Source organism: Streptococcus sp. A34, assembly GCF_043674115.1.
Classification (GTDB): domain Bacteria; phylum Bacillota; class Bacilli; order Lactobacillales; family Streptococcaceae; genus Streptococcus; species Streptococcus suis_V.
On sequence record NZ_JBIMJM010000003.1, the window covers coordinates 14,861 to 30,384 of the forward strand.

The following is a 15,524-nucleotide window of genomic DNA, read 5'->3' on the forward strand; positions in this document are numbered from 1 at the left end:
AGCTAGGGAAGTCGCATTATAGCGATTCCCGTCTCCTTAATAGCTGACTACGTCAGCAATAAGGAGTACCGAATCAAAATTGTTCACTAAAGCGTACATCGCCTTGATAGAATCCACGGATATCGTTGATTCCGTAGCGGAGCATGGCAATGCGTTCCTGACCAAGACCGAAGGCAAATCCAGAGTACTTGCTTGAGTCAATGCCACTCATTTCCAATACTTGTGGGTGGACCATGCCGGAACCGAGAATTTCAATCCATCCTGTTTTCTTACATACATTACAGCCGTCACCACCGCACTTGAAGCAGGAAACATCCACCTCAACAGAAGGCTCAGTGAATGGGAAGTATGATGGACGTAGGCGAATCTGACGCTCTTCACCAAACATTTTCTTGATGATCATTTCAAGCGTACCCTTGAGGTCACCCATGGATACATTTTCACCGACAACTAATCCTTCAATCTGGTGGAACTGGTGGCTGTGGGTCGCATCGTCCGTATCACGACGGAATACACGCCCCGGAGAAATCATTTTCAGCGCTCCCTTTGAAAAATCATGCTGGTCCATGGTCCGAGCTTGGACTGGCGAAGTGTGAGTCCGCATAAGAATTTCTTCGGTAATATAGAAAGTATCCTGCATATCACGCGCTGGGTGGTCTTTTGGCAAATTCATGCGCTCAAAGTTGTAGTAGTCTTTTTCCACTTCAAATCCGTCAACGATTTGGAAGCCCATACCCAAGAAAATATCTTCGATTTCTTCCGAAGTTTGGGTCAAGACATGACGTTTTCCGACCTTGACCTGACGACCTGGCAGGGTCACATCAATGGTTTCTGATGCTAATTGTTGTTGGATTTTTGCCGCTACAACCTTTTGAGCTGTCTCTTCAAAGGCAGCTGTCAGCACATCACGTACTTCATTGACCTGCTTACCAACGATTGGTTTCATGTCGTTAGACAAGTCTTTCAGCCCCTTCAAAAGGTCTGTCAGAGAACCTTTTTTACCCAAAACTTCGACCTTCAAATCCTGCAAGGCCTTTTCATTTTCATGGCTAATAGCCTTTAACTTTTCAAGTGTAGATTGGCGGAGTTCCACCAGCTGTTGTTCAATAGTATTTGACATCTTTCCTCCAATAAAAAAAAGCATGACACCACCCACATCGGAGCGTTGTCACGCGGTACCATCCGTTTTCATCTGCCTCTGCAGACCTTCATTCTAAGTCCTTGCGTGAGTGAATTCGACCAACTTTCACTGATTGAGCTTGCAGTCACGGCTCAACTCCCTGGGCAGTTTCCATAGGTGTACTAGTCTCACAGACTTCTATTCAATTACTATTCATTCTACCAAAGATTCAGTATTTTTGCAAATAATATTCTATTCGTTAACAGTAATTTCCCCACTGTGGTAGTTGATACTGAGTCCACTCTGAACATTTGGCACAAAGACGTTGAATTCCAGGCTACCGTCTGACGATTTAGCCTCCAGGTGACTTCCTAGAGCAATCAGGTCATCATCATCCGCATAGATCAGTGTGACACGGTAGCGGACACGTTTGTTCTTGTCCAAGGCCCGGCGGACTTTTGTTTCATAGTAGTTTTGCCCAGTAGAATAATCCTCATAGGCCTGATTGGACCAGGCCGTTTGAGTGGCAATATTCTTGGGATTACTGGTTGAGGCGTCAAATCCGTCTAAGCCACCAATCAAGGCATAGCCAAGCAAGTGCCCACGGTCCACCGCATGGTCGTATTCTCCTGGCAAATCATGAACCTGATGCCAACCAGCCGGCGTCCAGGAGGTTCGCCCTTGGCCTGTCTGATCACGGTCCTTGTACTGACGCGTAGATTTAGCCATGAGGGCATTAGCGACAGTTGGAATCTCCTCGCCCTGCACCCGCTTGGTCTTATTATCCGCATAAGGCATACTGGAAACTGACGCATCCAAGTTGGTTTTATTATTATTGATAATGAAGGCACCGGCCCCATTCCATTGGATCGAGCCACCCAGTTGTTTCTTGGCCTCATCCGTCAATACACTGGACGCCAACTCCTTGTCGGGTGTTGATTGACTTGCACTGGACTGATTGACATAGTAGGACAAATCCTGACTTGTAGATGACGGCTGATTAAAAAAGTAACCTCCGCCGACCACCAAAATAGTCACCAGCAGGCTCAGCAAACTAGTCGCCTGTTTTTTCGTTTTATTATTCATCATTTCTCCAAAAAGAAAGTAGGCTACCCTACTTCCCTGTAAATTTATTAATCAATTCCTGCCATTTTTCAGGCGAAAGGACAGACCAAATATTGTCACCATCACCAATGACGCCATAGCCAATCATCAAGCCCACTGCAAACAGAAGGAACATGGTCAAGATGACCAGCAAGACAATCAATAATTGTTTTTTGATATACCCAAACTGTTCTTTATCCATTTTCTACTTCTCCACTCACGCGCTCAATATCTGCTCCCAATCTAGCTAATTTCTCATGGAAACGATAGTAGCCCCTGTCCAGATGACTGAGACGGCCAACAATAGTTTCACCTTCAGCAACAAGTCCAGCTAGAATCAGAGCAGCACTGGCCCGCAAATCAGTCGACATAACTTCAGCACCTTGAATTGGCTGACCACCAGTGATAATCGCTGTATCTCGCAAGATTTCTGAAACAACGTCCATCCGGCGCATTTCTTCCAGGTGCTGGAAACGATTTTCAAAAACAGTCTCAATCATGGTTGACTCACCTTTGGCAACGGCCATCAAAGCCGTAAATTGAGCCTGCATGTCCGTAGGAAATCCTGGATGTGGCATGGTTTTGACCGTCACAGGCTTGAGTTGTTCAATCTGCGAACGCACACGAATACCTGCATCCTCTTCTGTCACTTCCACACCCATTTCAAGCATTTTAGAAATAAGGGGTCGATTGTGCTCCCAGACGGCGTCTTTGACCAGGACATCACCACCAGTAATAGCAGCAGCCACCATAAAGGTACCTGCCTCAATACGGTCCTGAACAACAGGATGCTCTGCACCAGTCAATTCCTCCACACCGTGAATGGTCACCGTTTCCGTACCAGCTCCCTTGACCTTAGCCCCCATCTTATTGAGGAAGTTAGCCAAGTCAACGATTTCTGGCTCTCTCGCAGCATTTTCCAAGACAGTCGTTCCATTGGCTAGAGTAGCAGCCATCATCAGGTTTTGAGTAGCGCCGACACTTGGGAAATCAAGGTAAATCGTTGTCCCCTGCAAACGCTCAGCTGTCGCCTCGATATAACCAGCTCGTTGCTTGATTTTTGCGCCCATGGCCTGCAAACCCTTGAGATGCAAGTCAATCGGCCGGCTACCAATGGTGCAGCCACCAGGCATAGACACCTTGGCATAGCCATTTCGCGCTAAAATTGGGCCCAAAATAACAATCGAAGCCCGCATCTGACTGACGTATTTGTAAGGGGTTTCTGAGCTCAACTTACCGGTCGCATCAATATCGACCGTCTTAGTCTCCTCATCAAACTTAACACGAACACCGAGACCACGAACCACATTATTCATGGTATAAACATCAGACAAAATCGGTACCTGGGTAAAACGAGATTGACCATTTTTTGCTAAAACAGTAGCAGCCAAGAGTGGCAAGACTGCATTTTTAGCCCCTTCGATTTCAACCTGACCCTTGAGAGCAGCTTTCTGACCTCGAACAATAATTTTATCCATGAAATTCCTCTACTTTATGCAAAATTCGTACTGAAAGACCGACCTATGATTACTAACTCCAGGAAGAAGGTCGATACCAGGTAGCCCAGGGCAATTGCAAGAAATAAAATCAGCAAGTTAATTTTTGGCTGATTGTCTCCTGTCACCTTGAGCCAACGTGCCCAATCAACGGTTGTCACCAGAAGATGATGGGCCAAATAGATAAAAAGTATATGACTTAATAATTGTAAAATTGATGTCACCATGTTTCCATTATACCACGAAAAAAGGAAAGAGACCGAACTTAAGTCCAGTCTCCTAGTTATTATTAGTGTTTCCCTACACGGATACGGTTGATAGCCCGTTGGAGGGCAACGGTCGCCCGTTTCTCCAAGTCAGCATTTTGGGTCGTCTGCGCTTCTTGCAATTCACGCTCGGCCCGCAATTTAGCCCGTTCAGCCCGACTAATATCAATGTCCCGCTCCCGCTCAGCAGAATCCGAAACGACCGTAATCTGGTTTTTATTTACCTCGATAATACCACCGTTGACAGCAATCCAGTCAACGTGGTTTTCATCGTCAATACGACGAACCTTGATTTCATCAATTTCCAGTACAGCAATCAGTTCTTCGTGGCCAGGGTAGATACCCATTTCTCCTTCAGGAGTTTTAACCAGAATAAAAGCTGCATGGTGGTCATACTTGATACCATCAGGTGTCACGATTTGAACAGTCATTTGTTCCATAAGCCACCTCTAAAATCTCATTTTAGCAGCCTTGGCAACGACATCTTCAATGGAACCAACATTTCGGAAGGCGTCTTCTGGCAAATGGTCATGTTTACCATCCAAGATTTCCTTGAAGCCCTTGACAGTCTCCTCAACCGGTACATAAGAACCTGGCATACCAGTAAACTGCTCGGCAACGTTGAAGTTTTGTGATAGGAAGAATTGGATACGACGAGCGCGACCAACCAAGGTCTTCTCCTCATCTGACAATTCATCCATACCGAGAATGGCAATGATATCTTGCAGTTCCTGGTAGCGTTGTAGGACACGTTTGACTTCCATTGCTACCTGATAGTGCTCTTCTCCTACAACTTCAGGAGCCAGGGCACGAGATGACGATGCCAATGGATCAACGGCTGGATAGATACCCAATTGGGTCAATTTACGCTCCAAGTTAGTTGTCGAATCCAAGTGGGCAAAGGCTGTTGCTGGAGCCGGATCCGTATAGTCATCAGCTGGTACGTAAATCGCCTGGATAGAAGTAACCGAACCTTTCTTCGTTGACGTAATCCGTTCCTGCAATTGACCCATTTCTGTCGCCAAAGTTGGTTGATAACCAACGGCAGACGGCATCCGACCGAGAAGGGCCGAAACTTCTGAACCTGCCTGCGTGAAACGGAAAATGTTGTCGATGAACAAGAGAACATCCTGACCTTCAACATCACGGAAGTATTCCGCAATAGTCAAACCAGTCAGAGCGACACGCATCCGTGCACCAGGTGGCTCATTCATCTGACCAAAGACCATGGCTGTTTTTTCAATAACGCCAGACTCTTTCATTTCCCAGTAAAGGTCATTTCCCTCACGGGTCCGTTCGCCAACTCCGGTAAATACAGAGATACCACCGTGTTCCTGGGCGATGTTGTGAATCAATTCTTGGATAAGAACTGTCTTACCAACCCCGGCACCACCGAAGAGACCGACCTTACCACCTTTCAAATAAGGGGCCAAGAGGTCAATAACCTTGATACCTGTCTCCAAGATTTCATTGGAAGTAGACAATTCATCAAAGGTTGGTGCCTTCTTATGAATCGGTTCACGTTCTGCATCTTCTGCAAATGGCTCATCCAAATCAATGGTATCACCAAGAACGTTGAAAACACGACCCAAGGTTTCCTTACCAACTGGCACAGAAATGGGACGACCAGTGTCCAAGACTTCCATACCACGAGTCAAACCATCTGTCGACTCCATAGCGATAGTCCGAACAACACCATCGCCCAACTCCAAAGCAACTTCAAGCACAACTTTCTGTTTGGAGTCATCATTTTTATATACAACCAGTGCGTTGTTAATCTCAGGTAGTTTGTCCTCAGCTGCAAACGCAACGTCTACAACGGGTCCGACAACCTGAGTAATTTTGCCTGAACTCATCTTATTTCCTCTATTTCTATTCTTTACCCAAATCAATCAAACACAAACTAGGTTCCTATCTAGTCGTCTACTGAAATTTGATTTGTCCGAGTAAAACTACTAAAGGGCTGATGCGCCTGCTACAATCTCTGTAATTTCTTGCGTGATTGCAGCCTGACGAGCCCTGTTGTATTGAATGGTCAAATCATTGATGACATTTTTTGCATTGTCTGTCGCAGTTTGCATGGCTGTCATACCAGCCGCATTCTCAGCCGTCTTAGCATCCAAAATAGCACCATAAATGGTTGATTCTGCATACTGGGTCAAGAGCTGTTCCAAAATCACTTCACGATTTGGCTCTAACTCAAAGGTAGCTGTGTAACCATCTGTTTCATGATAGTCCAAATCTTCTACTGGCAACATCTGCTGCACACGAACCTGACTGGTCAAGCTATTGACATGGTGGTTGTAACAAACATACAATTCATCAAACAGTTCATTTTTGTACATTTCAACAGACTTGGAAATGATTTTTTGAACTTCTTCAAAGCTAGGATTATCAGCAATTCCCCGCAATTCAAAGACAGGATTGATACCACGCGCACGGAAAAAATCCGCACCCATACTGCCGATAGCAATAATGGCATACTCATCCGGTGAGTCATGGTCTTGATCAATCATGCCCATAACAGCCTTCAGGATACTAGAATTATAAGATCCTTTGAGGCCGCTATCGGATGTAATGACGATATAGCCTGATTTTTGAATCGGACGGCGGAGCAACATAGGATGGCTAGTATCAGATGCAACCAATTCACCATGCAACAAGTCCGTTGTAATCTGACGAACCTTGCTAGCGTAAATCTGGAAGGATTGGGCTAGTTGCTCTGACTTAGCTAATTTTGAGGCCGAAACCATCTGCATGGCACCTGTGATTTGACTGGTTTTCTTAGTTGATGTAATTTTTGACTTGATTTCATTGAGAGAACCTGCCATATTTCACTCCTTTACTTAAAGACAGACTGGTCTTTGAAGGCTTGAATGGCCGCATTCAACTCATCTGTATCTGGAAGATCCTTGGTTGACCGAATAACTTCCAAGAGGTTATCGTAATGCAAATCAAAATAAGCATACAATTCTTCTTCAAAGGTCAAAATATCATCAATCGGCACTGAATCCAAATAACCATTAGTCAAGGCGTACAAAATCAAGACTTGTTTTTCAACAGGTAATGGTTTGTGCAATGGTTGTTTGAGAACCTCGACTGTACGACGACCACGGTTGAGTTTAGCCTGCGTAGCCGCATCCAAATCCGAACCAAATTGCGTAAAGGCCTCCAATTCACGGTAAGATGCAAGGTCGATACGGAGAGTACCAGCCACCTTCTTCATCGCCTTGATTTGAGCCGAACCGCCGACACGCGATACAGAAGAACCTGCATCAATGGCCGGACGAATACCTGAGTTGAACAAGTCATCTTTGAGGAAAATTTGTCCGTCGGTAATAGAAATCACGTTGGTGGCGATATAGGCTGAAATGTCTCCTGCCTGCGTCTCGATAAATGGCAGAGCTGTAATCGAGCCTCCACCCAACTCATCAGATACCTTAGCCGAGCGCTCTAGTAAGCGACTGTGCAAGTAGAATACATCCCCTGGATAGGCCTCACGACCTGGAGGACGACGGAGCAAGAGAGACAATTCACGGTAGGCTACCGCTTGTTTTGACAAATCATCATAGACAATCAAAACGTGCTTGCCTTCGTACATAAATTCTTCCGCCATAGCAACACCTGCATAAGGGGCCAAGAACAAGAGCGGAGAAGGTTGCGATGCAGAGGCTGTTACAATAATTGTGTAGTCCAAAGCACCGTACTGACGAAGGGTTTCTACCTGTGTACGAACCGTTGATTCCTTCTGACCAATGGCCACGTAGATACAAATCATATCTTGGCCTTTTTGGTTGAGAATGGCGTCAATAGCTACAGACGTTTTACCCGTCTGGCGGTCACCGATAATCAACTCCCGCTGGCCACGACCGATTGGTACCAAGGCATCAATGGCTTTCAAACCTGTTTGCAAAGGCTCTGTAACAGATTTACGTTGCATAACACCGGGAGCTGGGTATTCAACTGGACGTGTCTTTGTCGTACGGATTTCTCCTAAGCCATCAACCGGTTGACCGAGCGGATTGATAACCCGACCAATCAAGCCTGAACCAACTGGTACTTCCATGATTTTACCAGTCCGACGGACCACTGAGCCTTCACGGATGTCTGTAAAATCTCCGAGAATGATGATACCAACATCATTGGTCTCCAAGTTTTGAGCCATACCAATAGTATCGTTTTCAAAAATCAGAAGCTCGCCACTCATGGCATTATCTAGACCCTGAGCACGAGCAATTCCGTCACCGATATAGGTCACTACACCTGTCTCAGTATAGTCAAAATCAGGCTGAAAGCCCTCTATTTGTTGTTTTAGTAAAGCGCTAATTTCTTGTGCATTAATCACCAAAAGAACACCACTTTCTATTTTCTAAAGTTTTTTCCTAACGTCATTCAACTGACTGCGTACACTGGCATCAATGACCTTGTGGTTGACCGTCACAATAAAGCCCCCCATCAAAGTATTATTAAGCTCTTCAACAATACTACGAACACGAAGAGAAAAACGTGTTTCTACCAGTCGACGAAGACGCTCTTTTTGTTCTTCTGTCAGCGGATAAACTGAAACCACATGGGCCTCAAATTCATTTTTAAACTTACTAATTTGTAGCTGAGCACGTTCCAGCGTTTCCAGGAGCAAATCAGCATGCCCATCTCGAATCACATCTTCGATAAGGTCATTGATTTGCCAAAAACTGGACTGACGCACAGTCCGAACGAATTCAGCCTTCTCTTCTTTAGAAACAGTCGCTGACAACAAGAGACGATTGAGCTTACTATCATGAATAATGGAAATCAAGGCTGAAATTTGGTCATACATTTCCCAAATCTCTTCATGATCACTAACTTTTTCAGCAAATGATAGAGCATACTTTTGCACCAGGGCATTTTCTCTAGCGTTCATCTACTTGTCTCCTAGTTTATCCAAATAACGATCAATCAATTGACTATGGGCCTGCTGGTCCAAATCTTCCAAGATAATCTTTCCAGCCAAATCAACTGCCAACTCCGCTACCTGTACATGCAGGTTTTCTTGAGCTTCGCGTCTTTCTGCCTCGATTTCAAGCTGAGCCTTTTGTTTCAAACCTTGAATTTCAACATCAGCTTGTTCCAACAAGCGCTTCTTATCTAATTTTGCACGTTCAACAGCATCTTGAATGATTTTTTGACCTTCGATACGGCCTTGAACCAACTCATCTTCTCTCTGTTGTACAAGCTTAGAAGCCTGCGTTAATTTTTCTTCCGCACTATCAATATCATTGGCAATCTTAGTAGCACGTTCTTCAAAAATTCCAGTAATCTTGTCCCACGCAAATAGGCGAATTAAGACGAGTAGGACAGCAAAAGATGCTGTTACCAGAATAAAGTTCCCCAAAACTGTACTTGATTGCATTGCAATAAGTGTTACCATCTTTTCATATTCCCTTTCTTACTCTGCCTCACCACTAATTTTCTTGTTCAAATACATAGACACCAGCATGACAAATACATAGGATTGCAAGCAGGAGATGAACACAGAAAAAGCTGTCCAAATGACGTTTAAGCCAAATGCGATAGGATAAACGAAGGCGCCTTTTTGAGATAATTGCAAGAGGAGAGAAACCAGTACTTCCCCCGCATAGATATTCCCATATAAACGGAGTGCAAGAGAAGCCAGATTGGTCACTTCTTCCAAAATATTCATTGGAGTCATAGCCCATGGCGTTACAAATGCTTTCAAATACTCCTTAAATCCGCGACGACGAATACCTTCGACATGACAAAATACCGTTGCAACGGTAGCAAGACCAAAGTCGTAGGCCATATTGGCTGTTGGAGAGGTCCATAGATTCTGTCCTTGAGCGGTTTCAATCTTTGTCATCAAACCAAGGTTATTGGCAACCAAAAGAAATGTGAAGGCTGTAAAGAAGAAAAGTGCATAGCGTTTTGCATTTTCATCACCCAAATTTCCCTTAGTAAAATTGATAACTAGTTCATACACGTACTCCAAAACATTCTGTTTTCCTTTTGGCTTCAGTTCCATTCGACGACTGGCCCAAAAAACAAGTAAGAAAATAACGGAAATGGTTATAATAGAAACCAATACCATGGTCAGGTCAAAGGTTATGGGACCAAGGGTAAGGGTTGGACTTAAATGTTCTTCCAATGGAGGTTCCCCCCTTTTCTATTTCTCTATTTTCTACTATTTCAAGACAAACATCATAGCCAAGGTTACGAAGAACGTTCCCTCGATAAAGGCAACACCCAAGAATACACCAGCCATTAACTTGCTTTGCATTTCTGGTTGACGTGCAGTCGAACTAAGGTAAGAAGCTACCAACAGTCCCTCACCAATACTTACACCAAGACAGGCTAAACCTAAAGCCAATGCGCCTAAATTCATAACGAATTCTCCTTTTAAAATTTTAATACCATGTAAGGATACTCCTAAAACATCTATTTGTCAAGAAAATACCGTCATTGGAAGCGTTTAATTCGCTTTAATTAATCAAAAAGAAAAGACACTTTTGTCCTTTCTTCCTATTTAATTGACACTTCAAAATGATTTGTTTCCTCAATAAATCGCTGTGCCATTTTTTCACGATTGATTTGTTCAGTATCCAGGGTAATAGCATGGTCTGAAACCAAGTCCGTATCCGCAAAGAATTCGATATGATTGGCCAGATTGTATAAATGAACCGGAGCATCTCCACCAAACTCTCCATCTAGGTTGAGCAAGAGGCGACTGGAATTGTCCAAGTGCTTGATAGATAAGCTCCTGGTCTTGATATACTCGACCAAATTGCTATCTACATGCTTGCCACCGTCCAAGACCTGACGAATCAGATGTAGAATTTCAAAGAGATTGCCTGTTTTCACCATGAGTAAGGTAAAATTGCCGTCATCCAGCTTGGCATCCGGTACAATTTGCTCAAATCCTCCGATAGAATTGGTCAGGGCCACAAAAATCATGGAGACAGACCCTTCAAAAATCCCCTTGTCATGTTGGACACGAACCGGTGTAAACTGGACCTGCGGCAATAACTCTGCCCCTTTGACCACATAGGCCAGGTAGCCAAACATGGTCTTGAGCTGGCTAGGCACACTATAAGTCAATTCAGTCAAGGTGCCCAGGGCAGCAATATTGATAAAGTAATGCTCCTGGGAATAGCCGTTCTTCACGTTCTTAGCCAGACCAATATCCATTAAAATGGTCTGATTTTTTCCAATCAACTTGGCTGCCTCAACTGGATTCCCCCGTGGAACCTTTAGGGCACGGGCATAGTCATTGGTCGTGCCTGTTGGAATAATCGCCATACGAGGTCGTTTTTCAAGCGGAGCAATGCCATTGACTACTTCGTTAATAGTGCCGTCACCACCAGCAGCAATGACCAAGTCAAATCCAGCCAGGGCTGCCCGTCTAGCCTCGTTTTTAGCTGAATCTTTTTCTGGAGTAGTCTGAAAGGCAGAGGTTTCATAACCAAATCCTTCCAAAACATTCAGCACTTCTGCTACATTTTTCTTCATGATTTCTTGTCCCGAGGTCGGGTTATAGATCAATCTTGCACGTTTTTGTTCTTCCATGATTTCCTTAGAGGCTCTCTAACCAGACCTCGTCTCTTATTTCAATTCCTAATTCTTGGGCCTTGGCCAACTTACTTCCAGCATCTGCGCCAGCGACGACTAGATTGGTTCTCTTGGAAACAGAGCCAGCTACATTAGCACCCAAAGCCTCCAGTTTGGCCTTTGCCTCACTGCGTTTCATCCGTTCCAACTTACCTGTCAAGACAACCGTCATGCCAGATAAAGCTGCATCCGTCGCTACTTGTTGACCTAAATAGGCTAGATTGACACCGGCTTCTTTCAGTTCGCTCAGCAATTTCTGCGCACCTTCGCTAGAGAAATAAGTTACCAGCGATTGGGCGATGACCTGTCCCAAACCTTCTAGGCCAGAAATAGTTTCTAAGTCAGCCTGTGCCAGATTTTCCAAATCACCCAAGGCCGTCAGCAAAATCTTACTAGCCTTGCTACCAACGTGGCGAATACCCAAGCCGAACAGCAAGCGCTCCGCTGAATTGTCTTTCGATGCCTGAATAGCCTGATAGAGTTTTTCAGCTGATTTTTCCTTGAAACCTTCCAAGGTCAGCAAATCTTCAACTGTCAGCTTGTAGATGTCTGCCACATCATGGACCAGACCAGACTGGTAGAGTTTTTCTACAATCGAAGTCCCCAAGCCGGCAATATTCATGGCATCTCGGCTGGCAAAATGCTCTAGCTTGCTCATGAGCTGGCTTGGGCAAAGGGGATTGATACAGCGTAGGGCCACCTCGTCCTCATAATGCTGCAGGTCACCTGAACAGCTTGGACAAGCAGTTGGTATTGGCATCGGTTCTTGGCCATTTCGGTATTTGTCCACGACTTTGAGGACAGCTGGAATGATGTCACCAGCCTTGTAGACGATAACCGTATCGCCGATTCTGATATCTTTTTCAGCAATATAGTCGACATTGTGGAGTGTGGCGCGGCTAACAGTGGTTCCTGCCAATTGAACTGGGCTGAGGTTGGCTGTCGGTGTTACCACACCAGTCCGGCCGACTGTCCAGTCGACAGACAGGATTTCCGCCTCTTTTTCCTCTGCTGGGAACTTATAAGCCACCGCCCATCGGGGCGCTTTGACAGTGAAGCCCAATTCTTCCTGGACAGCTAGGTCATTAACTTTGATAACGATACCGTCTATCTCATAGGGCAAACTGTCTCGCTGCTCTGCCATTTTTTCAATAAAAGCCCAAACAGCGTCCATATCAGCCGCCAACTGATAGTCGTGGTTGGTCACAAAGCCAAGTCTGTCCAGCTTGTTAAGGACCTCCGACTGGCTGGTCGCCTCTGTCGGGCTGGCCTCCTGGTAGAGGAAGGTCGCGAGTCCGCGCTGGGCAACGACACCTGTATCCAGCTGGCGGAGAGTTCCTGCAGCAGCATTGCGAGGATTGGCAAACTCAGCCTCACCAGCCTCCTGCCTCTGGGCATTGACCCGTTCAAAGGAAGTTTTAGGCATGTAGCACTCGCCCCGAACAGTCATGTCGATAGGCTCTGCCAGGGTCAGCGGAATATCCGCCACACGCTTGAGGTTTTCCGTGATATTTTCACCGACACTGCCGTCTCCACGGGTAGCACCGACCACCAGCTGGCCAGCCTCGTAGGTCAGGGAAATGGATAGACCATCAATTTTCAACTCACAAATATAGCTGGCACCTGGAAATTCCTTGCGGACACGCTGGTCAAAGGCGTCCAACTCCTCACGAGAAAAGGCATCCTGCAAGCTAAAAAGGGGATAAACGTGGCTGTATTTTTCAAAACCGTCCAAGATTTTTCCGCCGACACGGTGGGTCGGACTGTCTGGCAAAACCAGTTCTGGGTGGGAACTTTCTAATTCCACCAATTCACGATAAAGCTTGTCATATTCAGCATCGGACACGCTTGGTTTATCAAGTTGATAATATTCTTTGGCATACTGGTTGAGGATGGCAACCAGCTCTTCAATTCTTGTTTTCATAATCTATATTATAACACGATTTTAATCATTGTAACTCAAAAATGAACAGGACAAAATAGAATTGATTGAACAAGTTTAGCAGTGCATTACACATTCTACATAGAGAAAGAGAAATGAAAATTGAAATTATAGACTATCACCAGAATATAAGGATTATGGTCACTTTGAATGCTCATCTGAATAATAACTAATCAGTAGGATATTATTAAAATAGGCAGTATTATTATAAGTCTTCTAAATAAACGAAGGATTATCACTTTTAATTTATCCATTAAAACTATATAATAGGTATTAGAATGGAGGTCTTACATGGCTATTACGTATAAACGACAAGATGAACTTGATACTTTATTTGAGCAATTTGCACGTATTGAACAATTCGATGACAAAGAGGATGTAAATTCGGTTGCTCCTAAACAAAAAGAAATTCAAGTGAAAGATTGAATTTTCTGACAATTTTAGATATAATAGATGTTATATTCAACAGATAGGAATGAAATTATGTCATCACATGTATTGTTTACAATTTTTGGTGCTAGTGGCGACCTTGCCAAGCGCAAACTCTATCCATCCCTTTTTCGTCTTTATAAGGCAGGCCATATCCGAGAAAATTTTGCAGTAATTGGTACAGCTCGCAGACCTTGGACCAAGGAATTTTTTGAACAAACTGTCATTGAATCACTAGGTGATTTGCCTGACACACCGCGACAAGCTCATGAATTTGCTAGTCATTTCTACTACCAAAGCCATGATGTCAATGATACGGAACATTATGTAGCTCTTCGTAAATTGCAGGACGACTTGTGTGAAAAATACGATACCCAGCACAACAAGGTCTTCTTCTTATCCATGGCTCCTGAATTCTTCGGAACCATTGCCAAACATCTTAAATCTGAGCAGATTGTTGATGGACAAGGTTTTGAACGCTTGATTATTGAAAAACCTTTCGGAACTAGCCTTGCTACAGCTACCAAACTCAATGATGAATTAGCAGCAGCCTTCAATGAAGACCAAATCTACCGTATCGACCATTACCTAGGTAAGGAAATGGTGCAAAATATCTTTGCGGTTCGCTTTGCCAATATCATTTTTGAGCATATCTGGAACCGCGATTACATTGACAATGTCCAAATCACATTTGCTGAAGCGATTGGTGTTGAGGACCGTGGGGGCTACTACGACCATTCTGGTGCCTTAAAAGACATGGTGCAAAACCATGCCTTACAAGTCCTTTCACTCTTGGCAATGGATAAGCCAGCCAGCTTCAAGGAGGAAGATGTCCGAGCTGAAAAAATCAAGGTCTTCCAACACCTTCGTCAGCCTTCTGATGAAGATCTCAAACGCAACTTCATCCGTGGTCAATATGCAGCAGGTTCCATCGACGGAAAAGACTACGTTAGCTACTTGGATGAACCAAATATTGCTGAAGCTTCTCAGACGGAAACCTTTGCTGGAGGGGTCTTCTTCGTTGATACTGACCGTTTCCGTGATGTACCTTTCTTCTTCCGGACAGGTAAACGCCTGACAGAAAAGGGCACGCGCGTGACCATCACCTTCAAGCATGCGGAAGATATTTTTGGTCAGCCTTCTGAAGCCAATGTCTTGACCATCTTCATCCAACCAACTGAAGGCTTTATGCTCTCTATCAACGGTAAGGAAGTTGGTTCCCACTTTGCTCTTACTCCTGCCAAACTCAACTTCCGCCACAATGCAACGGCACTTGGTAATTCACCTGAAGCCTACGAAAAACTATTTTTCGATGTGCTAAATGGTGATTCTACTAACTTTAGCCATTGGGAAGAAGTGAAAGCAAGCTGGAGCTTGATTGACCGCATTGTTGATTTGTGGGCAAATAACCAAGTCTCACTCCACACCTACCCAGCAGGAACCATGGGACCACAGGCTGCCTTTGATTTACTAGAAAGTTACGGCTGCAAGTGGGTTTGGACACCAGATGTCTGGTATCGTGAACGTGGCTTATTGAAATAAGATATAAAAACTGGAGTAAT

General features: G+C 44.6%; 17 protein-coding genes. 2 read left to right on the forward strand and 15 right to left on the reverse strand.

Features of this window, described 5'->3' with window-relative positions:
* Positions 1 to 73: 73 nt before the first annotated feature.
* From pheS to ligA, 15 genes are all read right to left on the reverse strand, one after another.
* Positions 74 to 1,120: a phenylalanine--tRNA ligase subunit alpha gene (pheS, locus tag ACHBGV_RS01430; protein WP_105122208.1), complete on the reverse strand. Its 1,047-nt coding sequence runs from the start codon at positions 1,118 to 1,120 to the stop codon at positions 74 to 76.
* 252 nt (positions 1,121 to 1,372) lie between these two features.
* Entirely contained in the window at positions 1,373 to 2,206 is an 834-nt protein-coding gene (locus ACHBGV_RS01435; RefSeq protein ID WP_105111684.1) for a DNA/RNA non-specific endonuclease, read from the reverse strand.
* Positions 2,207 to 2,234: 28 nt separating this feature from the next.
* The gene (locus ACHBGV_RS01440) at positions 2,235 to 2,426 is read right to left on the reverse strand and encodes a DNA-directed RNA polymerase subunit beta (RefSeq protein WP_394735497.1); all 192 of its coding nucleotides are present in this window, start codon (positions 2,424 to 2,426) and stop codon (positions 2,235 to 2,237) included.
* Positions 2,419 to 3,702 carry a UDP-N-acetylglucosamine 1-carboxyvinyltransferase gene (murA, locus tag ACHBGV_RS01445; RefSeq protein WP_394735498.1) on the reverse strand — a complete coding sequence of 428 codons (1,284 nt, stop codon included), beginning with the start codon at positions 3,700 to 3,702 and terminating at the stop codon, positions 2,419 to 2,421. The genes ACHBGV_RS01440 and murA overlap by 8 nt, the downstream gene beginning before the upstream one ends.
* Before the next feature lie 14 nt (positions 3,703 to 3,716).
* Positions 3,717 to 3,947 (reverse strand): DUF1146 family protein, encoded by a 231-nt coding sequence (locus ACHBGV_RS01450; protein WP_105111681.1) that lies wholly within the window; start codon positions 3,945 to 3,947, stop codon positions 3,717 to 3,719.
* Between the two features lie 62 nt (positions 3,948 to 4,009).
* A complete protein-coding gene (locus tag ACHBGV_RS01455; RefSeq protein ID WP_105111680.1) occupies positions 4,010 to 4,426 on the reverse strand; it encodes a F0F1 ATP synthase subunit epsilon in 417 nt (138 codons plus the stop codon).
* A gap of 9 nt (positions 4,427 to 4,435) precedes the next feature.
* Positions 4,436 to 5,842 (reverse strand): F0F1 ATP synthase subunit beta, encoded by a 1,407-nt coding sequence (gene atpD / locus ACHBGV_RS01460; RefSeq protein ID WP_105111679.1) that lies wholly within the window; start codon positions 5,840 to 5,842, stop codon positions 4,436 to 4,438.
* A 99-nt stretch (positions 5,843 to 5,941) separates the two neighbouring features.
* Positions 5,942 to 6,817, reverse strand: coding sequence for a F0F1 ATP synthase subunit gamma (locus ACHBGV_RS01465; RefSeq protein ID WP_105111678.1), 876 nt, complete (start codon positions 6,815 to 6,817; stop codon positions 5,942 to 5,944).
* Positions 6,818 to 6,828: 11 nt separating this feature from the next.
* Positions 6,829 to 8,334, reverse strand: coding sequence for a F0F1 ATP synthase subunit alpha (atpA, locus tag ACHBGV_RS01470; RefSeq protein ID WP_105111677.1), 1,506 nt, complete (start codon positions 8,332 to 8,334; stop codon positions 6,829 to 6,831).
* A gap of 21 nt (positions 8,335 to 8,355) precedes the next feature.
* A complete protein-coding gene (locus ACHBGV_RS01475) occupies positions 8,356 to 8,889 on the reverse strand; it encodes a F0F1 ATP synthase subunit delta (protein WP_105122206.1) in 534 nt (177 codons plus the stop codon).
* The gene (gene atpF, locus ACHBGV_RS01480) at positions 8,890 to 9,396 is read right to left on the reverse strand and encodes a F0F1 ATP synthase subunit B (protein ID WP_394735499.1); all 507 of its coding nucleotides are present in this window, start codon (positions 9,394 to 9,396) and stop codon (positions 8,890 to 8,892) included.
* Between the two features lie 18 nt (positions 9,397 to 9,414).
* Entirely contained in the window at positions 9,415 to 10,131 is a 717-nt protein-coding gene (atpB, locus tag ACHBGV_RS01485) for a F0F1 ATP synthase subunit A (RefSeq protein ID WP_105111674.1), read from the reverse strand.
* 36 nt (positions 10,132 to 10,167) lie between these two features.
* Positions 10,168 to 10,368 (reverse strand): F0F1 ATP synthase subunit C, encoded by a 201-nt coding sequence (locus tag ACHBGV_RS01490; protein ID WP_105109681.1) that lies wholly within the window; start codon positions 10,366 to 10,368, stop codon positions 10,168 to 10,170.
* Positions 10,369 to 10,505: 137 nt separating this feature from the next.
* Positions 10,506 to 11,549, reverse strand: a complete 1,044-nt coding sequence (locus tag ACHBGV_RS01495; RefSeq protein WP_105111673.1) for a diacylglycerol kinase family lipid kinase — start codon at positions 11,547 to 11,549, stop codon at positions 10,506 to 10,508.
* A gap of 7 nt (positions 11,550 to 11,556) precedes the next feature.
* Positions 11,557 to 13,515 carry an NAD-dependent DNA ligase LigA gene (gene ligA, locus ACHBGV_RS01500; protein ID WP_394735500.1) on the reverse strand — a complete coding sequence of 653 codons (1,959 nt, stop codon included), beginning with the start codon at positions 13,513 to 13,515 and terminating at the stop codon, positions 11,557 to 11,559.
* 309 nt (positions 13,516 to 13,824) lie between these two features.
* Here ligA and ACHBGV_RS01505 point away from each other — a divergent pair, with 309 nt between their 5' ends.
* Both ACHBGV_RS01505 and zwf read left to right on the forward strand, forming a co-directional pair.
* Positions 13,825 to 13,959 carry an SPJ_0845 family protein gene (locus tag ACHBGV_RS01505; RefSeq protein ID WP_394735501.1) on the forward strand — a complete coding sequence of 45 codons (135 nt, stop codon included), beginning with the start codon at positions 13,825 to 13,827 and terminating at the stop codon, positions 13,957 to 13,959.
* 57 nt (positions 13,960 to 14,016) lie between these two features.
* The gene (gene zwf / locus ACHBGV_RS01510) at positions 14,017 to 15,504 is read left to right on the forward strand and encodes a glucose-6-phosphate dehydrogenase (protein WP_394735502.1); all 1,488 of its coding nucleotides are present in this window, start codon (positions 14,017 to 14,019) and stop codon (positions 15,502 to 15,504) included.
* Positions 15,505 to 15,524 lie beyond the last annotated feature (20 nt).